This window comes from Micromonospora sp. SCSIO 07396 (assembly GCF_053667945.1).
Genome location: NZ_CM132210.1, coordinates 5,559,667 through 5,583,219 on the forward strand (window position 1 = coordinate 5,559,667; position 23,553 = coordinate 5,583,219).

Genomic DNA, 23,553 nt, shown 5'->3' on the forward strand with positions numbered 1-23,553 from the left:
GACCGGGATGCCGACACGCCGCGCCGCATCCCACGCGTGGGACGACTCATCCGGCCTCGTGACGCATCCGGTGCCAGCGGGCCAGCAGGCCGCCCTCGGCGGCCACCTCCTCGCTGGTCATCGCGTATCCGATGTGGTCCCGCCAGGCCCCGTCGATGTGCATGTAGCGCACGTGGTACGCCTCCTCGCGGAAGCCCAGCTTCTCCACCACCCGCCGGGACGGCTTGTTCTCCGGCCTGATGTTCACCTCCACCCGGTGCAGCCCACCCGGGCCGAACGCATGGTCGACGGCGAGCGCCATCGCGGTGGGGATCACCCCGCGCCCGGCCACCCGGGAGTCCACCCAGTAGCCGACGTACCCGGAGCAGAACGCCCGCCGGACGATACTGCCCACGTTCAGGTGCCCCACCAGCCGCTCCTGGCCGTCCTCACGCAGGCAGACCGCGAACGGCATCCCCTCACCGGTACGCGCCGAGCGCCGCTGGTCGGCGTGCACGTAGCGGAACGCGGCAGGGGAGTTCGTCTCGTCCCAACTACCGGGCAGGTGCGATTCCCAGGGCGCCAGCCAGGCCCGGTTGGCCCGACGCACCGACGACCAGGCGCCGGCGTCGGAACGGCGGTACGGCCGCAGCACCACCGGACCGTCCATCAGCACCACCGGCCACCCCGGTGCCCGCCCGAACCAGCTCACCGCGCCGACCTCCCGTCCACGCCCGGGGCGTCGGCACGCCGGGACCGGCTCACCGCCGCCGGTCCAGCAGCAGCACGTCCACGGTGGAGCCGGCCGCCGCGGTGGTCACCCGCTCACCGAGCACCATCAGGCCGTTCGCCTCGGCCAGCCCAGACAGGGTGTACGGCCCACCGCTGAGCGGCTGCACCGTGTAGCCCCCGCCGCGCCGCTCGGCCACGTGTGCGGGCCGGAACTCCCGCAGCCCGCCGGGCGACGAGATGGTCTCCAGCAGGTGCGCCCGCACGCTCGGCCGGAACACCGGCTCCGCGCCGGCCAGCAGCTGGATCGCCGGCCGGGCCAGCACCTCGAAACCGATCAACGCCGCACCGGGCTCACCGGGAAGACACACCACCGGCACCTCCTCGGCGCCGACGGTACCGAACCCGAGGGCCGTGCCGGGGTACAGCGCCACATCGGTGAACGTCACCGGCCCGGCCCGGCCGCCCTCCCGGCGCGACAGGATCCGCCGGACCATGTCGCCGGGGCCGGTGCCGGTGCCGCCGGTGGTGATGATCAGATCGGCCCGCAGGGTCTGGTCCTCCAGCAGCCCACGCAGCCCCTCCGGGTCGTCGTCGCAGATCCCCACCCGGTACGCCAGCGCGCCCACCTCGGCGGCGGCCGCGGTCAACGCGTGTGAGTTGGCGTCCACCACCTGACCGGGCTGGCTGCCCCGGCCGACGTCGACCAGTTCGTCACCGGTGGCCACGATGACCACCCGGGGGCTGGGCCGCACCACCACGTGCCCGATGCCGGTGGCGGCGAACACGGCCACCAGCGCCGGGGCGACGTACGTGCCGGCCCGGGCGAGGACGGTGCCGGCGGGCAGTTCCTCACCGGCGCGGCGGACACCGTACCCCCGCTTGGGGGTGCGGAAGATCTCCACCGCGGCCATGCCCTGGTCGGTCCACTCCACCGGCACCACCACGTCGGCGGCGATCGGCATCGGCGCACCGGCGGCCACCGAGAAGCACGAGCCGGGGGTGAGCCGGACCGGCCGCCAGCTCGCCGCCCCCAGGTCACCGACCACGTTGAGCCGTACCGGACGGCCCGGCCCCTGCGTGGGGACCGGGCCGTACCCGACGAGGTCCTCCCAACGCGCGGCGTACCCGTCCACCGCCGCCTGGTCGAAGGCGGGGAACGAGTGCGGGGCGACGACGTCGGAGGCGAGGACGTTGCCGTACGCCTGGGTGAGGTCGAGGTCGAGCGGGGGCAGCGCGCGCAACCTGCGCAGCACGCTGCCCAGGTAGTCGGCGAGCGGCGTCAACTCGTTCGCGGCCGCCTCGGCGTCGGCCGTCGAGGTCATGTACCGGAGCCGCCCGCCGCGTCGCGTACCCCGTTGAGGATCGCCGCCGTGACCGTCTCGTCGCCGTTGTTGACGAACTCGGTCAGCCAGGCGCGGAACTCGGTGCCGAGGTCCTCCCGCTCGGCGGCGATCTGCACCACTGTCTGGAGGTAGCCCAGCGGCATGCCGGTGTCGTAGCGGGTGCCCCGGTAGACGATCGCGTGCACCGGCACCCCCTCGCTACGCAGCAGCTCCATCGCGTCGGTCAGCTGGATCTCCCCGCCGCTGCCCGGTTCGGTACGCCGGATCGCGTCGAAGATCCGCCCCGGCAGCACGTACCGGCCGAGGACCGCCAGGTTGCTCGGGGCGTCCTCCGGTTGGGGCTTCTCCACCATGCCGGTGACCTTCACGACCTCGCCGATGTCGGTCAGCTCCGCCTCGGCCGGCTCGACCGAGGCGATGCCGTACCGCTTGGTCTCGGCCGGGTCGACCTCGAAGAACGCCAGCACCACCCCACCGGTGCGGGCCTGGAGCTCCAACATGGCCGGCAGCAGCGGCTCGGACGGCTTGACGAACTCGTCGCCGAGGAGCACCGCGAAGGGCTGGTCGCCGACGTGCGACTCGGCGTACCCGACGGCGTGGCCCAGGCCGAGCTGCTCCGGCTGGCGGCAGGTGTAGATCTCGGCCAGCTCGCTGGGACGCTTGACCGCGGCCAGCCGCTCGGCGTCGCCCTTGGCCTCCAGCCGGGCCTCCAGATCGGGGCGACGGTCGAAGTGGTCCACCATCGACGTCTTGCCCCGCCCGGTGATCAGCAGCACGTCACCGATGCCGGCCTGGGCGGCCTCCTCGACGATGTACTGGAGCACCGGTCGGTCGATCACCGGTAGCAGCTCCTTGGGCACCGCCTTCGTGGCCGGCAGGAACCGGGTGGCCAGGCCGGCGGCCGGGATGACAGCCTTGACCGCGCGGGCGCGACCGGTCGCGGCGGTCGCTGAGGGGTTCGCTGAGTGCTCCGACATGCCGCGAGACTATCGGCCACGGCTCTGCCGCGGCGGGTGAGGACCGGAAGACGCGCCGCCCGGCTGCGTCACACCGGGAGCGCCGACGGCGTGCCGACCGGCCGACCCGTCGGCCGGCAGGTCGTCGACGGAACCCCGGTCGGGGGGCGGCCGACGGATGGGTGGCCGGTCGGCGGGGGGCGGCCCGGCGCGGGGCAGGCCGTCGTCCGGGCTGGTCGCCCCCGCCGGCACGGCGATCTCCCCGACCGCGCCGTCGGCTGCCGGCGTCGGGCGGGGCCGGGCGGTCGCCACCCGGTAGCCGTCCCGGCCGGCACCCTTGGCCGCGTACAACGCCTCGTCGGCGGCGTCCAGCACCTCCGCGCCGGTGCTGGCGTGATCGGGATAGACGGCGATGCCGATGGAGACCGACACCGCGATCGTCGTCGGGACCCCCGCGTGACCGACCACCACGACCGGGGTTTCCCGCACCGCCGCACCCAACCGCTCGGCCACGGTCGCCGCGCCCCGGGCGTCGGTCTCCGGCAGCAGCACCACGAACTCCTCACCGCCCTGCCGGAAGGCGAGGTCCACCTCGCGGATCTCGCCGCGCACCCGACGGGCGAACTCGGCGAGCACCGCGTCCCCGGCGGCGTGCCCGTAACTGTCGTTGACGGCCTTGAAGCGGTCCAGGTCGAGGACGAGGATGCTGAGCATCCGACCGAACCGGCTGGCCCGTTCCACCTCCCGACGCAGCGACTCGCGCAGATAGCGGTAGTTCCACAGCCCGGTCAACGGGTCGGTCAACGACAGCCGCTGCGCCTCCTCGTGCACCCGGACGTTCTCCACCGCCACCGCCGCGTGCCCGGCGAAGGTACGCAGGGTGGCCAGGTCGTCGTCGTCGAACTCGTCGCCGCCCAGCCGGTCGTAGAGGACCAGCACGCCGCCCGCGGGCTCCCGACCGGTGACGTCCCCGCCGGGCGCGGTGAACGGCACCGCCACGTACGTCTCGCACCACGGTTCGCCGGGCGGCGTCGACCCGGGCGGCACCCGACCGCGCTGCGGTTCCCCGGTGGCGGCGACCGCGCCGACCACCCCCGCGCCCACCGGCACCCGCAACTCCTCCGGCTCGGTGCCCGCCGGGCAGCGCCCCGCCAGCCCCTCGGCGCACCGCCCGACCAGCGTCGCGGCGTCGTCGCGCAGCAGCACCGCCCCGGCCCGCGCCCCGGTCGCCGCGATGGCGCTGTGCAGGATCACCCGCAGGATGCGTTGCAGGTCGTGGGTGCTGGCCAGGGTGTCCCCGAGCACCCCGAGGTGCCCGCGCAGCTGGTCCCGGCTGCTGGTCAGCGCGGCCACGTACCCGGCGGTCTCCCGGATCATCCGGTTGAACGCGGCGGCGAGCCGGCCGATCTCGTCCCGGCTGCGCACCGGCACCCGGGCGGTCAGGTCGCCCCGGGCCACCCGGTCCACCGCCCCGGCCAGTTCCACCAGCGGCCGGGTGGTGACCCGGGCCAGCCGCCACGCGGTCAGCACGGCCAGCACGGCGGCCAGCAGCACCGCCCCGACCAGCGCCGCCGGCAGGCCCGACGGTCGTTCACCGGCGACGGAGAGCAGCAGCGGCAGCGGCTGCCCGGGGGCCGGCCCGAGCCGCCGCACGTACCGGCCGTCGGGGGTCGTCGTGACCCGGTCGCCGTCGAGGCCGCCGGCGGCGGCGAGCACCTCCCCGCGTACCCGCCGGGTCTCGGTGGTGTGGGTGATCCGGTCGGGGCCGTCGGCGTCGTCGAGCAGGGTGACCGCGACGCCTGTCGCGGCGGCCAGCCGGGCCACGAACGCCGGATCGACGATCTCGGCGGCGGCCACCGCGCCGAGCGGCGCGCCAGCCGGGTCCCGCAGGTCCACCCGGGCGCTCAGCGCCCGCACCGGCCCGCTGGTCCGGGCCGTCCCCGTACAGTCCTGCCAGGGGGTCGCCGGCCCGCCAGGGGTGGCGTACGTGGTGCCGCCGGCCACGTCGGTGACCAGCACGGCGGCGGCCAGCCCTCGGCTGACCACCTGACCGGCCGCGCCCGCCCGGGTCGCCGGGTCGGGGCGCAGGGCCACCGCGTCGGCGGCGGCCCGCAACTGCTGGCAGAGCGCGTCGATCGAGGTACGCACGGCGGACGCGGCCAGGCCGAGGCGTTCGGTGGACCGGCTGCGGTCCACCGTCGACAGGGTGCTGCCGACGAAGACCGCGCCGAGCAGCACCGGACCGAGCACCACCGTGAGGAAGGCCGCCGTCAACCGCCCGCGTAGCGTCAACGCTGTCCCCCCGGAAGTTCCAGGCCCGTTCCTGCGATGCTGACACAGAGCGACCGATTTGACAGCGTTGCGTCAGGAGTGTTGCGTGCCCGATTTTTCTGATGGAGCGGACGTCGCCCACGCGGCCAAACGCGAGACACGGACCGCGCTGCTCGCCCGCCGCCGGGCGCTCACCGCAGCACAGCGGGCCGCCGCTGCGGCGCGCATGCAGGCCGAGCTGACCGCACTGGTACGCCGGCTGCGGCCGACCAGGATGACCGGGTACGTGCCGGTCGGCTCCGAGCCGGGCGGCCCCGACCTGCCCGACGTGCTGCGGGCCGCATTGCCGGCCGGGGCGGAACTGCTGCTGCCGGTGCTGTGCGACGACCTCGACCTGGACTGGGCCCCGTACGCCGGACCGGACACCCTGGTCGCCGCCGGCCGGGGCATGCGCGAACCAGGCGGACCCCGGCGGGGGCGGGCGGCGATCGTCGGGGCCTCCCTGGTGGTGGTGCCCGCGCTGGCGGTGGACCGGCGCGGGCTGCGGCTGGGTCGGGGCGGCGGCTCCTACGACCGGGCCCTGGCCCGGGTGCCGGCGACCACCCTGACCGTGGCGCTGCTACACGACGGCGAACTGCTCCCGGAGCTGCCCGGCCAGCCGCACGACCGGCCGGTGGGCGCCGCGCTCACCCCGGCGGACGGGTTGCTCACGCTCCCGCCGCCCGGCCCCGTCGATCATGTGGTGGGTTGACCCCGTGGTCCGGGTCGATGCTGTGGTCGGGTTCATGCTGTGGTCGGCTCGATGTCGGGGCGTCGGCGGGTGCGGGTCGGCTGATGTGTGGGCTTCGGCCGGGTGCGGGTCGGCGATGTCGTGGGCTTCGGCCGGGTGACGACCCGGCCGGCGATGTCGTGGGCTTCGGCCGGGTGCGGGCCGGTCGATGTGGTGGTCCGGCACGATGTCGGAGCCCGGGCCGATGTCGGGGCCACTGGTGGAGTGTGGTCCGCAGCTGGCGGGCCGGGTGCACGGACGCCCGGCGGGCGGATGACGATCACGTCCGCTGGACGAACCCGGGTCCGATGACGCACCATTGGCACTCGAATACGTCGAGTGCCAACCGGCCGTACCAGATCCGGAGGAGAACGTGCCCACGTACCAGTACGCCTGCACCGCGTGCGGCCACCAGCTCGAGGCGGTGCAGTCGTTCTCCGACGAGCCGCTGACCGAGTGCCCCGCGTGCGAGGGGCGGCTGCGCAAGGTCTTCAACTCGGTCGGGGTCGTGTTCAAGGGCTCCGGCTTCTACCGCACCGACTCCCGGGCCTCCGGCAGCGAGGGCAAGAGCGGCGCGGCGAAGCCGACGAAGTCGGAGGGCGCCTCGTCCGGCGGAGACTCCTCCGGTTCCGGCTCGTCGTCCAACTCGGGCTCGTCCAGCTCGGGCTCGTCGCCCAGCTCGGGCGGGTCCTCGGCCTCCGGCTCGCCGTCGTCCGGCTCCGGTTCCTCCAGCCCCACCAAGTCCCCCGCCCCCAGCACCTCCTCCTAACCCTCCCCCTCCCTCCCCCCCACCCCCACCCACCCCCGGCCACCCGAGCTGATCAAGAGATTTACGTCAAGTTGATCTCTACGGATGACGTAAACCTCTTGATCAGCTGACGCAAAGCTCTTGATCACCGAGCTGGGCCGGGGGTGGCGGGCAGGGTGGGGTTTTCCACAGGGCGAGCCGTTGTCCACAGGCTGTGGACGACGGCTCGTGAGGTGTGCAGTTTCCGCCTAACCTGCTGAGCCGGGACGCCACCACGGCGTCCCGGTGGACAGCGGAGGTGGAGCATGGCGGCCAGCGGCGCGGACGGTCACGGCTCGCTACGACCGTTCCGCTGGCCGCGTCGGCCGGGTGGGGCGACCCTGCTGCGTGCGGCGCTGGTGGCCGTTCTGCTGGGGCTGGCGGTGATCGTCCTGGACGCTCCGGAGGACTGCGCCCCCGGTGCTTCCCCGACCATGAGGTTCCCGGTCGCGGCGGGGATCTACGACGCGAAGGGCCCTACCGGGTCGACCGGCCCTACCGGTACGCAGGGACCTGCCGGCGCGCGAGGCCCCACCGGCCTGGAGAGACCTGCCGGTACGCGAGGCCCCACCGGCCTAGAGATGCCTGCTGGCGTGACGGGTCTTGCCGTTGTGAAGGGACCTGCCGACAGGCGGGGGCCCGCCGATTCGGCAGTCCTCCCGGGCACGACATTCAGCGCGATCGGCTGCACTGCCGCACCGGACCGCGGGGCGGACGGTTCTGCCTCCGCGGACCCGCCCGGCCCCGCCGCGCCCCGCAGGCGTACGGGTGCCGACGGGGTCGCCGTCCCCCATGGGCAGGATGGCGGCCGACCCCCGGCCAACCGTGATCGATCCGTCGACGGGGTCGCTCCGGCTGCACTGCCACTGCCGAGCGGCTTCGTCGGCGTGCCCGTACGCCTGGCCGAGCCGGCCGCCCTCGCGGTGTTGCGCCCCGGCGCGCGGGTCGACCTGCTCGTGTTACCGGCGGGACGGGACGCCGGCGAGACGGTCCTGCTGGCAGCCGACGCGCTGGTGCTCGACGTGGTGGGTGGGGACGCCGCCGACGGCTCGTCCGCGCTCTACCTGGCGGTCCCGCCCGATCAGGCGCAGCGCTCCGTCAGCCAGCCGGAGGGCAGCCGGTTCAGTGTCGTCATCCGGAGATGATCCAACCGCCGGTGGGTCTGCGGCGTGCCGCCCGGCATCAGGTCGGTCCCCGAAGGCCAGGTCACGCTCCCATGCGGACGACACGATCACGCTGGCCGGCTCCGCCGGCCCGTCAGCGCGCACCCGTAGCGCGTCCGCGACGGCACGCCGGTCGACCCTCGGCACCTCGTCGTAGCCCGTCCGGCGAGTCAGGGTGCCCTGCGGATCCATGTCGACGGCCACCACCCGGTGACCCCGTTCAGCGCCAGCCCCGCCAGTGGGCGCCGCACCGGATGGGGGCCAGTGGATCTTGCCAAGATCATGCCGGGCGGCTCCGGGTGGTCAGCTCCAGTGCGGAGGGCGTTCGGCGAGCAACCAGTCGTCGTTGCCGCCCCGGCGCTCACCCCAACCGAAGTCGGTGTCGTCGGTGGTCTGCTCGGGCAGCACCACGAAGTCGTCGCTGAGGTCGACCGTACGGTCGTCGTCGCCGGGCACACCATGCCCGGCCGGGTCCTCGGGGATCACGATCGGCAACACTACCCCGCACCGGTTCCACCCCGACGTACCACGGAAGGTTCCTGTCCGGCAGCCGCCCGAACCGCAGCGGACCGGACCCCGACACCGACCCCCCGGCGAGTCAGGCCGCAGGCCGGAGATGAGCCGCCAGACTGGTGGGGCCACCCCGAGCCGGGATGAAGCCGAGCGTACCGCCGTCAGTCCGCAGGTTGCCCCAGTCGAAGACCGCCGGGTCGAACCGCCTGACCGGGTCGCCGCGTTGGTAGCGTCGGACGGCGTGACGACGCCCAGCGGTGCCAGCCCCGAGGACGAGTACTGGCGACGCCCACCCACACAGCCCCCCACCGGACCGACGCCCCCGTCGGGCGACGCGGGTACGACGGAACGGACGGACCCCGCCCCGTCCCCCCGGTCACACCCGCCCACCGCCGACGGGTCGGGTACACACGGGACTACCCCAACAGGTCCCGGGCAGGCATCCAGCGGAGCCGAAGCCGACGCGGAAAGGCCAGACTCCGCAGCCGGCGCGGGAGTGAGCAACGCCGGAGCCGGCATGAAGGAGGGAACCACCGCAGCCGCAGCCGGCCCGGAAGAGGGAACAGGAGCCGGGTCCGGAACCATGACCGACGTGGAACCCTCGCCCTGGACCGTCCCGGCCGACGGATCCGCGTCGGGTCTCCCGGCTTCCTCGTCCGCCTCCGCTCCACCGCCCGCCCAGCCCGCCCCACCGCCCGTCCAGCCCGCTGCGGACACGCCGGCCAGGACGGGACCCGGGACGGGAACGTCCGAGCCGGGGACGGGCCCAGCGGTACCGGAACCGAGCAGGCCGGCACCGGGAGCAGGCAGGCCCGCGTCCGGGCCACGGTGGGCGGGCGCGCGGCAGGCGGGCACGGCTGGTTACGCCGGGCCGCCGCCGACCACGCCCCCGCCGCCGGGCTGGCGTCCCCCCGTACACCTGGCGGCGACCCCGGCCCGCACCCTGCCGGCGCAGGACATGGAGGCGATGGACGCCGCGGAGCAACAGGCGCAACGGATCACCTGGAGTGTCGGCGCGGTGGTCGGGGGCGTGCTGCTGGTGCTGCTCTGCCTGCTCTGTTCCCGAGCGCTGTTCTGACCGTCGCCGGACGGCGGGGCGCCCGACCACACCGCCGTCCGGCGCGGCCCGACCCGCCCGGGTCACCGGTCAGAAGGTGTTGCTCCACACCGAGGCGGCACCGCTGTCCCCGGTGAGATAGACGTAGACCAGGGCGAACACGGCCAGCACCACGGTGATCGCGGTCAGGGCCCAGGTCGTCCAGGCGGGCAGGTTCGGGGTACGCACCCGGTTGCTGGTCACCGCCAGCAGCAGCAACGCCGCCACGGCCAGGCCGATGGTGAACCATTGCAGCGTCTCGCCGTACTCGGAATGCTCGTGGATCTTGGCGAGCAGTTCCGGCGAGTAGCCCTTCGCCCGCAGCGCCGCCTCGAACGCCTCCCCCGACTCGGTCGCCACCCAGGCGAGGACCGGGGTGATCACGGCCAGGATGGCCACCGCCCAGTCGAGGCGGGGCCGCCAGCGGGGCATCAGCCCGTACGCGCTGGCCAGCAGCGCGAGCAGTGGCACGAACACCACCACGGCGTGGACCACCAGGACGTGACCGGGCAGACCGTTGATCTCCTTGAACACCGACACCTCCGAGCGTGGAATGCGGGTTGCGGCAGACAGCGTACGTCGCGACCTGCCCCTCAGGCGTACACGCGGCGAAAACCGGTCCGGTTCATCCCGCCCGGTGGCGTCCCGGGCAGCGTCCCGACGGCCGGCGGTTCCCGTCCGGGCGTGGCACTGTTGACGGGTGGACACCGACGATCTCGGCCTCTTCGGTCCCGGTTCGGTCACCTGGAAGGTGCACGACGAACCGATCATGATCGTCGCCGGCCTGCGTTCCCTCTACCTCCAGGCCCTGCACCCCCGGGCGATGGCCGGGGTGGCCCAGAACAGCAACTACCGGTCGGACGCCTGGGGGCGGCTGGTCCGCACCGGCACGTACATCGACACGGTGAACTACGGCACCACCGCCGAGGCCGAGACGGCCGGTCGGCGGTTGCGGGCCCTGCACGCCCGGCTGCGCGCCACCGACCCGTTCACCGGGGAACAGTTCCGGATCGACGAGCCGGACCTGCTGCGCTGGGTGCACGTCACCGGGGCCGAGTCGTTCGTCGGCACCGCCCGCCGGGCCGGCCTGTCGCTGACCGACGCCGAGGTGGACGGGTACTACGCCGAGCAGCGGCGGGCCGCCGCGCTGGTGGGCCTGGACCCGGCCGGGGTGCCCGGCAGCGCCGCCGAGGTGGCCGACTACTACCGGACGGTCCGGCCCGAACTGCGGATGACGACGGCGGCGGCGGAGACCGCGCTGTTCCTGACCGCCCCGCCGATCCCGTGGAAACTCAGCCGACCGGCCCGCCTGGGGCTGAGCCTGGGGCCACCACGCTGGGCGTACTTCGGGGTGGCCGGTACGGCGCTCGGGATGCTGCCGCCGTGGGCGCTGCGACTGTACGGCGGGCTGGGACTGCCCACCACCGCGTTCTCCGCCGACCTGAGCATCCGCACGCTGCGACTGGCCCTGATGGCGTTGCCGCGCACCTGGCGGGAGAGCCCGATCCGGCAGACCGCGAAGGACCGTGCCGGCCGCCTCACCGCCGCCTGATCGACCACGTGGTGGCGGTCGCGCCGGACCGGCCGCGTCGACCTCGACGGAGCCGGCCGGTCACTCGGCCGACGGGGCGGCGGGGCGGTCGATCGCCGACCAGGGCTCGCGGCCCGGGGTCTGCGCACCGACCGGGCAGGTACGCCGGTAGTCGCACCAGCCGCACCGGGGCCCGGCGACGGCGGGGAACGCCTCGTCCGGGTCGGCCCCGTCGGTGACCGCCCGCTCGGCGGCCATGATGTCCCGGGCGGTGTCCTCGGCGCGGCTGAGCTGCCGGGCCAGCGACTCGTCGGTGTGGTCGTGCCCGGCGACGGTGCCGGTCGGCAGGTGGTGCAGCTCCACCCGGCGGCAGGGCCGGCGGAACGTCCGCTCGGCGGCGTACGCGTAGAGGGCGAGCGCCTGCGAGCCGCGTGCGTCGTCGGCGTCCAGCCCGGTACGGCCGGTCTTGTAGTCGACGATGACCAGTTCGGGGCCGTCCGGGCCGGGGCGGGAGTCGATCCGGTCGGCCCGCCCGTTGAAGGCCAGCACGGCGGTCTTGACGGCGACCACCCGTTCCACGCCCAGCGGGTCGTCGCCGGGGTCGAGGGTCGCGACGTAGCCCTCCAGCCAGCCCAGCGCCCGCTGGTAGGCCGCGCGTTCCTGCTCGTCGTCGCGGTAGCCCTCGCGGACCCAGGTGCCCTTGAGCAGGGCGGGCAGCGCCTCGGGACGCCGCCGGTCGGCAGGCAGCGCATACCAGTTCTTCAGGGCGGTGTGCACGCTCGCGCCGAGCGAGTTGTGCGCCCACGGCGGGCCCTTCGGCGGGGCGGGCCGGTCGAGGTAGGCGTAGCGGTAGCGACGGGGGCAGTCGGCGTACGCGCCGAGTTTGCTGGGTGTGCAGGTGAAGAGCCGTTCGGGCATGCCGGCGAAGCCGAGTTGCTCGGGCTGGCCGGAGCGGGGCCGGGGGGTGCCGGCGGAGGAGGCTCGTCGCACCCCCGTGATCCTGCCAGCCCGGTACGACAGCCCGACGGCGGCACGACGACGGGTCAGCCCATGTTCACGTACTGGGTGACGAAGGCGGCCACCGCGTCGGCGATGAGCTGCACGGCGATGGCCGCCAGCAGGAGGCCGGCGATCCGGGTCAGCACCTCGATGCCGCCCGGTCGGAGGATCTTGACGATCCCGCCGGAGAACCGCAGCACCACCCAGACCGCCAGCATCACCGCGACGATCGCGGCGGCGATCGCCGAGACCTGCCCGACGCCCTCGGACTGCTGCACGAAGAGCATGGTCGCCACGATCGCGCCGGGACCGGCCAGCAGCGGGGTGCCCAGCGGCACCAGGGCGATGTTGGAGGTGACCTGCTGGCTGGGGTCGTCGGCCTTGCCGGTGAGCAGTTCCAGCGCCACCAGGATCAGCAGCAGGCCACCGGCCGCCTGCAACGCCGGCAGGTCCACGTGCAGGTAGGCGAGGAGGGTCTGGCCGGCGACGGCGAAGACCACGATGACGCCGAGCGCCAACGCGACCGCCTGCCAGGCGGCCCGGTTACGGTCACGGGCCGGCAGCGGGCCGGTCAGGGCGAGGAAGATCGGCATCATGCCCGGCGGGTCGACGATGACCAGCAGGGTCACGAAGACCTCACCGAAGAGCTTGAGATCCACCGGACGAGGGTAGCGGTGCCGCTGGCAGGCGAAACGCGGATCACCCGGAAGCGACGCCGGTCACTCCGGAGGCCGCCGCGACGATCCGCTCGTACGCCTCCACGGTGGTGGTGTGCGCGCCCAGCCGGACGGTCTTGTGGCTGCCGTGGAAGTCCGACGAGCCGGTGACCAGCAGGCCCAGGTCGGCGGCGAGCTGCCGGACGTACTCCGCCTCTTCGGGGGTGTGGTCCTCGTGGTCGGCTTCCAGGCCGGCGAGCCCCGCCTCGGCCAGCTCGGCGATCAACGAGTCGGGGACGATCCGCCCCCGCCGGCTGGCTCGGGGGTGGGCGAACACCGGCACGCCGCCGGCCGCCCGGACCAGGGCGACGGCCCGGAACACGTCGGTGTCCTCCTTGGGTAGCCGGTACCGCTGCCCCAACCACTGCGGGCCGAACGCCTCGGTGGTGGTGGCGACCAGGCCGGCCCGGATCAGCGCGGCGGCGATGTGCGGGCGGCCGACCGTGCCCCCGTCGGCGGCGGCCATGATCTGCGTCCAGCTGACGTCGATCCCGTCGGCGCGCAGCAGCTCGACGATCCGTTCCCCGCGCACCTCCCGGGCCTGCCGTACCCGGGTCAGCTCGGCGACCAGTTCGGGATGTTCCGGGTCGAACAGGTACGCCAGCAGGTGCAGCGGGAGCGCCGGCTCGGCACCCTGCCAGCGACAGGACAGTTCCGCACCCCGGACGAGGCTGAGCCCGGCCGGCAGCGCGTCGACCGCCGCCGCCCACCCGGCGGTGGTGTCGTGGTCGGTGATCGCCACCACGTCCAACCCGGCGTCGGCGGCGGCCCGGACCAGTTCGGCCGGGCCCAGCGTGCCGTCGCTGGCGGTGGAGTGGGCGTGCAGGTCGATCAACGGGCGCGCGGGCATGATCCCGACGCTACCCGGGCAGGTCACCCCGGATCGGCACCGGTCACCAGCACCGGCCGGACGCCGTCACCGGCCCCGGCGACCGGGGTCGAGCTGGTCGGCTGGCCCGCCAGCGCCTCGTCGGGGCGCAGCCGGACCAGTGCACCGTCCCGGTCGACGTACGCCGCCGTGCGGGTGTCCGTCCAGGTCACCACGCCGTCGATCACCGGGCCGACGGTCCGCGACGGCGGGGCGGTGCCGGCCAGGTCGACCAGGACCGCACCGTCCGCCCCGGCGAGCCGGCCGTTGACCAGCAACCAACGCCCGTCGGGGGAGACCACACCCCGGCCGTCGGCGGCGGGCGTCGGCGCGCACCTGGTGGTGGCCGGGGTGAGGTCGGGGTCGAGCACGGCCAGACAGTTCCGGGCCCCGGCGCGTACCCGGGCGACCAGCCGGCCGTCCGGTCTGGTCCCGTAGACGTCGAGGACGTCCGGGGCGACGGGCCCGGGTGACCCGCCAGGCGTCGGCCGCCACCACCGGTGGCCGGAGACGGAACCGGACCGCAGCAGCACCCGGTCGCCGACGAACCGGACCGGCACCGCGTCGGCGGGCGGTCCCGCGACGAAGGCGACGAGCTGACCGGCGACGATCCCGGCGGCGAAGAGCCGGCCGTCGTCCCGCCAGGCCACCTGCCGCCCGTCGGGTGACAGGGCGATCTCGTCCACCCCGGCGAGCAACGCCCGGGACTCACCGCCGGCGGGCACCATCCAGAGGGTACGGCCGGCCGCGGTGACCGCCCCGGTCAGCAGCCAGCCGCCGTGTTCGGGCAGCCGTTGCGCGCGTTCGACCGGCCCGACGCCCAGGTCGTACCGCTGCCCGGCGACGGTGACCAGGGCGCCGGCGACGATCAGGTCGACCCCGCCGTCGGCGGGTGTCTGTGGCGGGGCGGGCGCGACCGGGCCGGCGGACAGGCTGGCCACCCCGCGCGGGTCGCCGAGCACCACGGTCGGGGTGGTGGGGCGGCCCGCCTGCCCAGCGAGCTGGGTCATCCCCCCGGTGAGCAGTGCGGTCGCCACACCGGCCAGGGCGAGTCCGGCGGCCGTACGCCGTCGTCGCGCCCGACGGGCCCGCCCGAGCGCCGTCCCGGCCGGGTCGACGGGCAGCCGGTGCGGTACGGCGACCCGCTGGGCGAGGGTCTCCCGCAGCGCCTGCTCCAGCGGCTCGTCGTGCGTCACGGCGAATGGACGCTCGGGGGTGCCGGTCTGGTTGTCCGACCGGGGTGAGGAGGGTTTCATCGGCTCTCCGCAGCGAGCGCGGTGGTCGGTTCGGGTCGGGTCCCCGCGCCGACCGGCCGGGCCGTCGCCGGGTCGTCGCCGGTCCCGGCGGGTGCCGCTACCGACGGGGTGGCCCCGGCCCGGGTGGGCCGCCCACCGGCGGGGGTCAGGGCGGACGGCGTGCCGGCGCGGTCGGGCAACGCTCCGGCGTGCTCCGCGGCGGGCGGCCCCGCCACCTGCACCGGCGGGCCGGCGCGTCGGCGTCCACCGGCCGGGGTCCGGCTCGGCGTGGGCGTCGGGGTGCCGCCGGTGGCCCGGTCGGACGACGGGGTACGGGCGGCGCGGGAGGGCCGGGCGGTGGTGGCCGGGCGGGCCGTCGGGGTGGGGCGGCCGGTCGGGTCGGCGGCGAGGTCGGGCAGTCCTTCGGCGGCGAGCCGGCGGCGCAGGGTGTTCAGGGCGCGCGACGTCTGGCTCTTCACCGTGCCCGGGGAGATCTCCAGCAGGGCCGCCGTCTGGGCCTCCGACAGGTCCTCGTAGTAGCGCAGCACCAGCACCGCCCGCTGCCGGGCAGGCAACCTGCGCAGGTGCCGCCAGAGGGCGTCCCGGTCGAGCTGCTGCTCGATCTCGTCCACCCCGGCCCGCTCGGGCAGCACCTCGGTGGGGCGCTCACCGTGCCACCGACGCCGCCACCAGCTGGTGGACGTGTTGACCATGACCCGCCGGGCGTACGGCTCGACCGCCTCGATCCCGCCCAGCCGCCGCCAGGCCAGGTACGTCTTGGTCAGCGCGGTCTGGAGCAGGTCCTCGGCGGTGGCCCAGTCCCCGGCGAGCAGGTACGCGGTACGCAGCAGGGCACCGGAGCGCGCCGCGACGAAGTCGCGGAACTCGTCCTCCAGCGGATCCCGGCCCACCGCTCACCTCCGCACCCCGTCCTGCCTGGCAGGCTGTCACGCCGGACCGGGTCCGGTCGACGGCGGAAGGGAGGCAGTTCGCCCTCCGGACGGACGAAACCGTTCAGGCGCCGTCGTCGGCCTTCGCCTCGTCGGCCTCCTTGCCCAGCCGGGCCTCGACCGCCTGCGGCTCGTACATCTCCTCGACGACCCGCAGGTAGAGCTCGTTCGGGTTGGGCAGATTCTTGATCTCCCGCAGCGCCTGCTCCTGGCCGGCGGACTCCAGCACGAAGGTGCCGTAGTTGAGGGCGCGGCCGGTGGGGGTCTGCTCGTACTTCATGTCGGTGACCCGGGCCAGCGGCATCATGGCGACCTTGCGGGTGACGATACCGTTGACCACCATGACCCGCTTGTTGGTCAGGATGAACCGGTCGTACCACCAGTCGGCGACCTTCCACGCCACCCAGCCCATCACCGCGAACCAGAGCAGCACGGCGATGGTGGTGAGGGCGCCGACGTCCTGCCCGGCGAGGAAGCCGGAGAGGTAGCCGAGAACGAAGGTGGCCGCCACGCCGACGACGATCGGGGTGGCGAGGTGGATCCAGTGCCGCTTCCACTCGCCCCGGTAGCGCTCGGTGGGGAAGAGGTAGCGGGCGACCAGGGAACTGGGCTCGTCCTCCAGGGGCAGCACCCGGCGGGGTGTCATGCCCTGGGCGTCGGACCGCAGGCCGGCCAGCTCCTCTTCGGAGATGACCGGCTGTTGGTAGCCGGCTTCCGGATCGCGGACCCAGGTCCGCCCCTGACCACCGAATCCCGGGACGTCGCCGTAGCCGGCGTCGTCCGAGAAGGACGGTCCGCCGGTGGGTCCCGCCCCGGACCCGTAGGCCGGCCCGTCGTCGGGTCGGTACCTCGGGATCGGCTCGGTGTCCCGCTCCCGGCGGTCCCGGCCGGGATCGTCCGGGTCGAACGGGGGTCCGGAGGGGCTGCCCATCGGGGGTTAGGCGACGAGGCTCGTGAAGAAGTCGCCGAAGCCCTGGGCGATGTCCACGATGCCACCGCCGAGCGACTTGAAGACGTCCGCTGCCGAGTTTGGCCGGTAGGCAACGAAGAAGATCAAGAATGCGATACCGGCCCAGGTGAGGACCTTCTTGACCATAGCGGGCCATCCTCTCGCGCGGCGCCGGGTCCGTTTACCGCAGCGGCACCCAGAGTATCAGCATGATGCCGTAGCGTGAATATCTGCGTCCCATCTCCGACTCGCCGGGAGGGCCGTCAAGCCCCTCCGTGCAGGTACGGGGACGGAGCGCCGTACACGAGCTCGGGCGGAGTCCACTCGGTGAGGTCGTGCAGGACGACATCTTCCGCGAGGAGGTGACCCGCGCTCGCCGGCCAGGCTATCGCATGGAGCCACATTCCCCGAGCCTCACCGGCGTACGCGCTTCGATCCGTTGCCGAATTGATTAACCACAGTGGAGTCGGATGGCCCCCGACCCTGATCCGCGCCGGCTCGACATGCTCGGGGTGACCAGGGCCGGGACCGGGCCCGGCCAGCACCTCCGTCAACTCTGGACCGGGATCCGGGCCGGCCACCCCGGCGAACCGGGTGCCCAATCCCACTCCCGGCTCCTCGGCCACCAGGACCAGTTCGGCCGGTCCACCGCCGAGCGGGGCCGGCCCGGCGCACGCGACGGCCGTGGCCCGCACGCCACCGGCCTCGTCGCCGGCCCAGGCCACCCCGGTCACCGTCCAGCCGGACGGCAGCGGCCACGGGCACCACAGGGGCAGCGCGGGCCGCTGCGGGTCGCTCTCTGCCGCCACCCGGTCCACCACGCTCGCCACGATGTCGGCGTCGATGTGCTCGGGCACGTGCAGCGGGGCCACCGGTCCGCACCTGACGCAACGCGACTCACCGTGCATCAGGTCCGGTGGGCGTACCTGACCCGCACACCTCGGACAACTCACCACGACACTCACATCCCCACCGTGGCCCGGCGACGCGCCCGGCGTCAAGCCGCCGCCACGAACGTGCCGCCCCTTTCCGCACCTCAGCGCCCACGCGGCGATTTCCCGGGGCCGGCCGCCCGGCGCGAGTGCCGGTCGCCGGGGCGGGGACGCCGGCCCGGTGCGGGGCGGGCGGGTGCGGGCCAGGCGGGCGGGTGCAGGGCGGGCGGGTCAGGCGGGCGGGTCAGGCGGGCGGGTCAGGCGGGCGGGGCGGCGGCGTGGGCGCGTACCCAGGCGTGCATGGCGATGCCGCTGGCCACCCCGGCGTTGATCGACCGGGTCGAGCCGTACTGGGCGATCGAGAAGAGCTGGTCGCAGGCGGCGCGGGCGGCGGCGGACAGCCCCGGCCCCTCCTGGCCGAAGAGCAGCACGCAACGCCGGGGCAGGGTGATCGTCTCCAACGGCCGGGAACCGGGCAGGTTGTCGATGCCGACCACCGGCAGCTCCTGCCCGGCGGCCCAGCCGACGAACTCCTCGATGGTCGGATGGTGCCTGACGTGCTGGTACCGGTCGGTGACCATGGCGCCCCGACGGTTCCACCGGCGCAGCCCGACGATGTGCACCTCGGCCGCGAGGAAGGCGTTGGCGTTGCGCACCACCGTGCCGATGTTGAAGTCGTGCTGCCAGTTCTCGATGGCCACGTGGAAGTCGTGCCGCCGGGCGTCCAGGTCGGCCACGACGGCCTCCCGCCGCCAGTAGCGGTAGCGGTCCACCACGTTGCGCCGGTCGCCGGCGGCGAGCAGCTCCGGGTCGTAGCGCGGGTCGTCAGGCGGGTCGCCCGGCCACGGTCCGACACCCACGTCGAGCTGGTCCTCGGTCACGGTTCCAAGAGGGTACGGCCGCCGCCGCGACCCCCGTAGGCCACCCCGACCGGTGTCACCCCGGGGGGTGCGCACGGGTCCGGGGTGCCCTCACCGCCCGCGCAGCCCCAACGCGTCGCCGAGGCGTTCCAGGAACCACCTGTCGGTGGGGTCGGGGGCACCGGTCCGGCAGACCCGCACCGCCACCGACTCCACCCACTGCCGGTACGCGGCGGAGTCCGCGGGGTCGGCCCGTCGACGCAGCACCCGGACGGCGGCCCGGCAGGCCGGTGGCAGGTCGGCCGGGCCGGTGGGCCCGCCGACCGCGGCGGTCGCGCCGTCGTGCCGGGCGTAGATCGCGGCGACCACGGCGCGGACGAGGTCGCTGTCGGAGGCCCGGCCGGCGGCGAGAGCGTCCAGCCCGACGAGGCCGGCGGTGACGTCCCGGGTCGGGCGACCGGGGCCGGGTGAGGCGGCGGCCACCAGCACCCGGCCGGGCAGCGTGGTGAGCAGTTCCCACTCGGTGGCGGAGTAGGTGGCGGTGGTCAGCGGTGCGGCACGCCGTCCGGCAGAGGGCGGCTCTCCGGCGCGGGAGTGGCTCATCAGGACCTCCGCCGCCAGCATAAGCCCGCCGGACGGGTGACGGGCTCGTCCCGGCGCGATCCGCGCCCGTGGGCCGTTCGGTGTCGCGGCCGGGGTGCCCGCGCGCCGCCGTCGACGGGCAGCGGCGAGTACGACTCGACACGCCTTACCGCTGATTAAGGAGACCTCGGCTGGCGGGTGACAGGAAAATGTCACTCCCGGGCCCATCCGGGGGGAGACGCAATGAGCGGCGGGGCCCTCCCCGGCACCCGCCGCCCACGCTCTGATGTCGAAGATTCTGCCCCACCACGACGATGAACGAACAGAGACGGAGGTCACATTTATCTTTTCGTAACAATACTCAGAGTCACTAACGATCAACGAGAGAGCGATCTCTGCAGGTGAAGTAGTACCTTGTCAGGCGACAAGTTCGCGCATGTTGGCTGCTCCGGGCGGCGATCTCCCTGGAAACGCTCCCATCACGGGCCGTCACGCAAATGCGTCGTGCAAGTGCAGTCCGCACACGCGCATCGACAGATGCAGCTCGATGAGCATGATCGGAGCTCCGGAGCGGCCCGGTTTCGGCACGCCCCACCCGGGAATTTGCCGGGGTACCACCTGGTTCTACCGGACGGAAAAAGCAATCCGCGCTGATCGGAGAGTCCAATGGCAACCGTTGAGCTGACCACGGCCAACTTCGACGAGGTGACCGAGAGCAGCGGCATCGTGCTGGTCGACTTCTGGGCCGAGTGGTGCGGCCCGTGCAAGCGGTTCGCCCCGGTCTACGAGCGCTCGTCGGAGAAGCACCCCGACATCACCTTCGGCAAGGTCGACACCGAGGCGCAGCAGGAACTGGGCGCCAAGTTCGACATCCGCTCGATCCCGACGATCATGGCGATCCGGGACGGCGTGATCGTCTTCGCCCAGCCCGGCGCGCTGCCCGAGTCGGCCCTGGAGAACCTGATCGAGCAGGTCCAAGCCCTGGACATGGACGACGTCCGCAAGCAGCTGGCGAACCACCAGCACTGAACACCGCCGCCGGCGGTCGGGCCCCACGGTCCGGCCGTCGGCGTTTCACTTGCGTCGCGCTCGCACACATGTTCGAATAACGACATGCGCTGGGACCACCTCTCCGCTCCCCCGGACGAGGAGCGTCCCGACCGGGCAGCGCCAGCGACGCCACCCCTGCCGCTGGCGCTGCCCGGCGCGGTCACCCGCACGTTCGACACCCCCGACTTCGCCGGCATGACCTTCTACGAGGTGCAGGCCAAGTCGATCATCAACCGGGTGCCGACCGGGTCGCGGGTGCCGTTCAGCTGGACGATCAATCCGTACCGGGGCTGCACCCACGCCTGCGTCTACTGCTTCGCCCGCAACTCGCACACCTACCTCGACCTCGACGCGGGCGCGGACTTCGACCGCAAGGTGGTCGTCAAGGTCAACGCCGGGGAGCTGGTCCGGCGCGAGTTGGCCGCCGCGCGGTGGCGGGGCGCACCGATCGCGATGGGCACCAACGTCGACTGCTACCAGCGCGCCGAGGGCCGCTACCGGCTGCTGCCGCCGATCATCACGGCGCTGCGGGACTTCGCCAACCCGTTCTCGATCCTCACCAAGGGCACCCTGATCCTGCGTGACCTGCCGCTGCTGTGCCAGGCCGCCGAGGTCACCCGGGTCAGCCTGTCGTTCTCGGTGGGCTTCGTCGACGAGACCCTGTGGCGGGCGGTGGAGCCCGGCACCCCGAGCCCGCGTCGCCGGCTCGACGCGGTCCGCCGGCTCACCGACGCCGGCTTCGAGGTGGGGGTGCTGATGGCGCCGATCCTGCCCGGCCTCAGCGACGACGACGCGTCGATCGACGCCACCCTCGCGGCCATCGCCGCCGCCGGCGCCACCGGTGTCACGCCGCTGGCCCTGCACCTGCGCCCCGGTGCCCGCCAGTGGTACGCGCACTGGTTGGGCCGGGAGTTCCCGCACCTGGTCCCCCGCTACCGCGAGCTCTACCGCGCCGGGGCCTACCCGCCGCAGGCGTACCAGCGGGAGTTGACCGCCCGGGTGCGGATCGCGGCCCGCCGGCACGGCCTGCACCGGAGCGAGCGCGGCGACAGCCATCGGGTGCCGGCCCCACCGTCCGCACCCGCCCCCGAACAGCTCGCCCTGCTCTGAGCAGGCCCGTCGAGCGCGCGCGACGGGCAAGCAGAGCCGTGCCCCGGCGGCCGGGCCGGTCCCACCCGCCCGGAATCGGGCTAGGCTCGGCGGATGCGGACCGCACAGCAGCTCCTCGCCGACTCCGCCGTGATCGCCGTCGTGGGCGCTTCCCGCGACCCGGGCAAGGCCGCACACCGGGTGCCGGCACAGATGCAGCGGTACGGCTGGCGGATCATTCCGGTCAACCCGACCGTGGACGAGTTGTTCGGTGAGCGGGCCTACCCGTCGCTCGCCGACATTCCGCACCCGGTGGACCTGGTGAACGTCTTCCGCCCGGCCCGGGACGCCGTCGAGGTGGTACGGCAGGCGGCGACCATCGGCGCACCGGCGGTCTGGCTCCAGCTCGGCATCGTCTCCGCCGAGGCGCGGCGGATCGCCGAGGCGGCCGGCATGGACTACGTCGAAGACCGCTGCCTGATCATCGAGCGGGCCGCCGCCGACCTCTCCCGGCTGCCCTGACCGGTCCCCCACCCGCCCCGACGAGGTGACGTGGCGTCAACCGGGTGAAAAGCCGCGCCGCCAGCCGGTAGCGTCCGCCGTAGAGAGGCCACTGACCTGCGGCGGAGGGCGGGCACCGTGAGTACGCCACCGGGGGAGCCGGAGCAGCCGCCGTCACCGTACGAGCCGCCCCGACGTCCGTCCGACGAACCGGCCTCCCCGCCCGCGCCCACCCCGCCGGACGGACCGTGGAGCCCGAGCGGGCCCGAGCCGTCAGCGTGGGCCCCACCTGCCGAGCCGTCCCCCTGGGCGCAGCCGTCCGCGCCCTCCGAGCCGTCGGCCCCGGCCCGGCCGCCGGAGCCGGGTCGCATCGGTGAGTTCCCGGGCGGCGGCGAGCCGGGCGGGTCGGCCCCACCGTCCGGGTCGCCCGGCTGGAGCCGGCCACCGTCGGGCGAGCAGCCGGCGGTCACGCCGCCGGGCGGGCCAGCAGCCTGGGAACAGCCGTCCGCTGGGGAACAGCCACCGCCGTGGGGGCAGCCGCCGGGCGGACAGCAGTGGGGCCACCCGCCACCCGGGCCGTACGGACCACCCGGTGGTGGCGGGACCAACGTGCCGGCGATCCTGTCCCTGGTGTTCGCCTTCGTCTTCGCCCCGGCCGGCATCGTCCTCGGCCACCTGGCGAAACGGCAGATCCGGCGGACCGGCGAGGACGGCGACCAGCTCGCCACCTGGGGGCTGGTCCTCAGTTACGCGTTCACCGCGATCGGGGTGCTCGTCTGCTGCGGCTGGCTCGCCCTGGTCGTGGTGGCCGGCGTCGGCAGCAGCACCGGCACCGGCTACTGATCAGCGGAACTGCGCCTCCCGGACGCTGTTGCCACCGTCGACCACCAGCATCTGCCCGGTGATGTACGACGCCGCGGGCGAGCAGAGGAAGCTGATCGCGGCAGCCACCTCGTCGGGGGTGCCGGGGCGGCCGACCGGGGTGCCGAGCCCCTGCTTGAGCTCCGCCATCGTCGAGGCCGCCGTGTAGATGGTGCCGGGGGCCACCGCGTTCACCGTCACCCCGTCGGCGATCATCTCCATCGCCAGGGCCCGGGTCAGCCCGACCACCCCCGCCTTGGCCGCCGCGTACGCCGCCTCGGTGGGCAGGGCGTTGACCGGGCCGGCGGTCGCCGAGAGGTTGACGATCCGCCCCCAGCCCCGCTCGGCCATCCCGCTGATGAAGGCCCGGCTGCACAGGAACGCGGTGGTCAGGTTCCGGTCGATCTCGCCGCGCCACTCGTCGTAGCTGAGCTGGGCCACCGGGCGGAGCACCTCGGGGCTGGCCCGGCTGGCCAGGCCCGCGTTGTTGACCAACACCTCGACGTCGCCGAGCTGCTCGGCGACCGCGTCGGCGAGCGCGCCGACCTCGGACTCGTCGGTCAGGTCGGCGACGAACCCGGTCACGCCCAGCTCACCGGCCCGCTCGTGGATACGCCGGGTGGTGGAGACGATCGCCACCCGGGCGCCCAGGTCGGCCAGGCGGCGGGCGGTGGCGTACCCGATGCCGTCGGCGCTGCCCGCACCCGTGACCAGGGCGACCCGGCCGTCCAGCCGCATGGTCACCGGGTCCGGCAGCGGCACCGGCTCGTCCTGGCCGGGTTGGCTGCCGCCGGTGGTGGCACGGGTGCGCCGGGCCAGGC

Annotated in this window: 25 protein-coding genes; 8 read left to right on the forward strand and 17 right to left on the reverse strand. The window is 74.2% G+C overall.

The genetic code is table 11. The features are described 5' to 3' along the window. Window positions 1-46: 46 nt before the first annotated feature. From ACWCHM_RS23985 to ACWCHM_RS24000, 4 genes are all read right to left on the reverse strand, one after another. Complete coding sequence (locus ACWCHM_RS23985) at window positions 47-649, reverse strand: GNAT family N-acetyltransferase (protein WP_421490461.1); 603 nt, start codon at window positions 647-649, stop codon at window positions 47-49. 91 nt (window positions 650-740) lie between these two features. Then, window positions 741-2,033, reverse strand: coding sequence for a molybdopterin molybdotransferase MoeA (locus tag ACWCHM_RS23990; RefSeq protein ID WP_204927381.1), 1,293 nt, complete (start codon window positions 2,031-2,033; stop codon window positions 741-743). Beyond that, complete coding sequence (locus ACWCHM_RS23995) at window positions 2,030-3,031, reverse strand: UTP--glucose-1-phosphate uridylyltransferase (RefSeq protein WP_204961928.1); 1,002 nt, start codon at window positions 3,029-3,031, stop codon at window positions 2,030-2,032. Before ACWCHM_RS23995 ends, ACWCHM_RS23990 begins: the two co-directional genes overlap by 4 nt. Window positions 3,032-3,040: 9 nt before the next feature. Then, window positions 3,041-5,302 carry a diguanylate cyclase gene (locus tag ACWCHM_RS24000; protein ID WP_454219920.1) on the reverse strand — a complete coding sequence of 754 codons (2,262 nt, stop codon included), beginning with the start codon at window positions 5,300-5,302 and terminating at the stop codon, window positions 3,041-3,043. Window positions 5,303-5,387: 85 nt separating this feature from the next. Here ACWCHM_RS24000 and ACWCHM_RS24005 point away from each other — a divergent pair, with 85 nt between their 5' ends. From ACWCHM_RS24005 to ACWCHM_RS24015, 3 genes are all read left to right on the forward strand, one after another. Further along, window positions 5,388-6,032: a 5-formyltetrahydrofolate cyclo-ligase gene (locus ACWCHM_RS24005; protein ID WP_454219922.1), complete on the forward strand. Its 645-nt coding sequence runs from the start codon at window positions 5,388-5,390 to the stop codon at window positions 6,030-6,032. A 391-nt stretch (window positions 6,033-6,423) separates the two neighbouring features. Continuing rightward, on the forward strand, window positions 6,424-6,819 hold the full coding sequence (locus tag ACWCHM_RS24010) for an FmdB family zinc ribbon protein (protein ID WP_454219924.1): 396 nt from the start codon (window positions 6,424-6,426) through the stop codon (window positions 6,817-6,819). A 905-nt stretch (window positions 6,820-7,724) separates the two neighbouring features. Next, the gene (locus ACWCHM_RS24015) at window positions 7,725-7,982 is read left to right on the forward strand and encodes a hypothetical protein (RefSeq protein WP_239486457.1); all 258 of its coding nucleotides are present in this window, start codon (window positions 7,725-7,727) and stop codon (window positions 7,980-7,982) included. A 321-nt stretch (window positions 7,983-8,303) separates the two neighbouring features. Here the strand turns inward: ACWCHM_RS24015 and ACWCHM_RS24020 are convergent, their stop codons facing one another. Both ACWCHM_RS24020 and ACWCHM_RS24025 read right to left on the reverse strand, forming a co-directional pair. Beyond that, window positions 8,304-8,495 (reverse strand): hypothetical protein, encoded by a 192-nt coding sequence (locus ACWCHM_RS24020; protein WP_372444632.1) that lies wholly within the window; start codon window positions 8,493-8,495, stop codon window positions 8,304-8,306. Between the two features lie 1,165 nt (window positions 8,496-9,660). After that, window positions 9,661-10,143, reverse strand: coding sequence for a DUF2231 domain-containing protein (locus tag ACWCHM_RS24025; protein WP_454223174.1), 483 nt, complete (start codon window positions 10,141-10,143; stop codon window positions 9,661-9,663). A gap of 166 nt (window positions 10,144-10,309) precedes the next feature. On the opposite strand from ACWCHM_RS24025, the gene ACWCHM_RS24030 reads away from it, so the two are divergent. Further along, window positions 10,310-11,161 (forward strand): oxygenase MpaB family protein, encoded by an 852-nt coding sequence (locus ACWCHM_RS24030; RefSeq protein WP_454219925.1) that lies wholly within the window; start codon window positions 10,310-10,312, stop codon window positions 11,159-11,161. 60 nt (window positions 11,162-11,221) lie between these two features. On the opposite strand, the gene ACWCHM_RS24035 is transcribed toward ACWCHM_RS24030, so the two are convergent. The 10 genes from ACWCHM_RS24035 to ACWCHM_RS24080 form a co-directional block, all read right to left on the reverse strand. Beyond that, window positions 11,222-12,058: a RecB family exonuclease gene (locus ACWCHM_RS24035; RefSeq protein ID WP_454223176.1), complete on the reverse strand. Its 837-nt coding sequence runs from the start codon at window positions 12,056-12,058 to the stop codon at window positions 11,222-11,224. A gap of 125 nt (window positions 12,059-12,183) precedes the next feature. Continuing rightward, window positions 12,184-12,798 carry a MarC family protein gene (locus ACWCHM_RS24040; RefSeq protein WP_364315740.1) on the reverse strand — a complete coding sequence of 205 codons (615 nt, stop codon included), beginning with the start codon at window positions 12,796-12,798 and terminating at the stop codon, window positions 12,184-12,186. Between the two features lie 40 nt (window positions 12,799-12,838). After that, window positions 12,839-13,705 carry a PHP domain-containing protein gene (locus ACWCHM_RS24045; RefSeq protein WP_454219927.1) on the reverse strand — a complete coding sequence of 289 codons (867 nt, stop codon included), beginning with the start codon at window positions 13,703-13,705 and terminating at the stop codon, window positions 12,839-12,841. 23 nt (window positions 13,706-13,728) lie between these two features. After that, entirely contained in the window at window positions 13,729-14,979 is a 1,251-nt protein-coding gene (locus ACWCHM_RS24050; protein ID WP_454219929.1) for a hypothetical protein, read from the reverse strand. After that, on the reverse strand, window positions 14,976-15,869 hold the full coding sequence (locus ACWCHM_RS24055; RefSeq protein WP_454219930.1) for a SigE family RNA polymerase sigma factor: 894 nt from the start codon (window positions 15,867-15,869) through the stop codon (window positions 14,976-14,978). The genes ACWCHM_RS24050 and ACWCHM_RS24055 overlap by 4 nt, the downstream gene beginning before the upstream one ends. 103 nt (window positions 15,870-15,972) lie before the next feature. After that, the gene (locus ACWCHM_RS24060; protein ID WP_281900704.1) at window positions 15,973-16,839 is read right to left on the reverse strand and encodes a PH domain-containing protein; all 867 of its coding nucleotides are present in this window, start codon (window positions 16,837-16,839) and stop codon (window positions 15,973-15,975) included. Window positions 16,840-16,845: 6 nt separating this feature from the next. After that, window positions 16,846-17,004, reverse strand: coding sequence for a hypothetical protein (locus ACWCHM_RS24065; RefSeq protein ID WP_165942702.1), 159 nt, complete (start codon window positions 17,002-17,004; stop codon window positions 16,846-16,848). A gap of 116 nt (window positions 17,005-17,120) precedes the next feature. Then, the gene (locus ACWCHM_RS24070; RefSeq protein WP_307821490.1) at window positions 17,121-17,822 is read right to left on the reverse strand and encodes a DUF6758 family protein; all 702 of its coding nucleotides are present in this window, start codon (window positions 17,820-17,822) and stop codon (window positions 17,121-17,123) included. Window positions 17,823-18,046: 224 nt separating this feature from the next. Further along, complete coding sequence (locus ACWCHM_RS24075) at window positions 18,047-18,670, reverse strand: TrmH family RNA methyltransferase (RefSeq protein WP_204961920.1); 624 nt, start codon at window positions 18,668-18,670, stop codon at window positions 18,047-18,049. A 90-nt stretch (window positions 18,671-18,760) separates the two neighbouring features. Then, window positions 18,761-19,252, reverse strand: coding sequence for a hypothetical protein (locus tag ACWCHM_RS24080; RefSeq protein ID WP_281900708.1), 492 nt, complete (start codon window positions 19,250-19,252; stop codon window positions 18,761-18,763). Between the two features lie 645 nt (window positions 19,253-19,897). Between ACWCHM_RS24080 and trxA the strand changes: the two genes are divergently transcribed. From trxA to ACWCHM_RS24100, 4 genes are all read left to right on the forward strand, one after another. Further along, window positions 19,898-20,260, forward strand: coding sequence for a thioredoxin (gene trxA, locus ACWCHM_RS24085; protein WP_088647038.1), 363 nt, complete (start codon window positions 19,898-19,900; stop codon window positions 20,258-20,260). A gap of 84 nt (window positions 20,261-20,344) precedes the next feature. After that, window positions 20,345-21,391, forward strand: a complete 1,047-nt coding sequence (locus ACWCHM_RS24090) for an Rv2578c family radical SAM protein (RefSeq protein WP_204961918.1) — start codon at window positions 20,345-20,347, stop codon at window positions 21,389-21,391. A 93-nt stretch (window positions 21,392-21,484) separates the two neighbouring features. Continuing rightward, window positions 21,485-21,892: a CoA-binding protein gene (locus ACWCHM_RS24095; protein ID WP_281900713.1), complete on the forward strand. Its 408-nt coding sequence runs from the start codon at window positions 21,485-21,487 to the stop codon at window positions 21,890-21,892. Window positions 21,893-22,480: 588 nt separating this feature from the next. After that, the gene (locus ACWCHM_RS24100; RefSeq protein ID WP_307821489.1) at window positions 22,481-22,714 is read left to right on the forward strand and encodes a DUF4190 domain-containing protein; all 234 of its coding nucleotides are present in this window, start codon (window positions 22,481-22,483) and stop codon (window positions 22,712-22,714) included. Here ACWCHM_RS24100 and ACWCHM_RS24105 read toward each other — a convergent pair whose 3' ends face one another. Beyond that, the gene (locus ACWCHM_RS24105) at window positions 22,715-23,551 is read right to left on the reverse strand and encodes an SDR family NAD(P)-dependent oxidoreductase (protein WP_281903257.1); all 837 of its coding nucleotides are present in this window, start codon (window positions 23,549-23,551) and stop codon (window positions 22,715-22,717) included. It lies immediately after the preceding gene. Between the last annotated feature and the right edge of the window lie 2 nt (window positions 23,552-23,553).

Bases quoted from the DNA above. Each gene is read 5' to 3' on its own strand.
- ACWCHM_RS24045 (WP_454219927.1), bottom strand. From the start codon at position 13,705: ATGCCCGCGCGCCCGTTGATCGACCTGCACGCCCACTCCACCGCCAGC.
- ACWCHM_RS24090 (WP_204961918.1), top strand. From the start codon at position 20,345: ATGCGCTGGGACCACCTCTCCGCTCCCCCGGACGAGGAGCGTCCCGAC.
- ACWCHM_RS23995 (WP_204961928.1), bottom strand. From the start codon at position 3,031: ATGTCGGAGCACTCAGCGAACCCCTCAGCGACCGCCGCGACCGGTCGC.
- ACWCHM_RS24095 (WP_281900713.1), top strand. From the start codon at position 21,485: ATGCGGACCGCACAGCAGCTCCTCGCCGACTCCGCCGTGATCGCCGTC.
- ACWCHM_RS23985 (WP_421490461.1), bottom strand. From the start codon at position 649: ATGGACGGTCCGGTGGTGCTGCGGCCGTACCGCCGTTCCGACGCCGGC.
- ACWCHM_RS24065 (WP_165942702.1), bottom strand. From the start codon at position 17,004: ATGGTCAAGAAGGTCCTCACCTGGGCCGGTATCGCATTCTTGATCTTC.
- trxA (WP_088647038.1), top strand. From the start codon at position 19,898: ATGGCAACCGTTGAGCTGACCACGGCCAACTTCGACGAGGTGACCGAG.
- ACWCHM_RS23990 (WP_204927381.1), bottom strand. From the start codon at position 2,033: ATGACCTCGACGGCCGACGCCGAGGCGGCCGCGAACGAGTTGACGCCG.
- ACWCHM_RS24050 (WP_454219929.1), bottom strand. From the start codon at position 14,979: ATGAAACCCTCCTCACCCCGGTCGGACAACCAGACCGGCACCCCCGAG.
- ACWCHM_RS24060 (WP_281900704.1), bottom strand. From the start codon at position 16,839: ATGGGCAGCCCCTCCGGACCCCCGTTCGACCCGGACGATCCCGGCCGG.
- ACWCHM_RS24080 (WP_281900708.1), bottom strand. From the start codon at position 19,252: ATGAGCCACTCCCGCGCCGGAGAGCCGCCCTCTGCCGGACGGCGTGCC.
- ACWCHM_RS24035 (WP_454223176.1), bottom strand. From the start codon at position 12,058: ATGCCCGAACGGCTCTTCACCTGCACACCCAGCAAACTCGGCGCGTAC.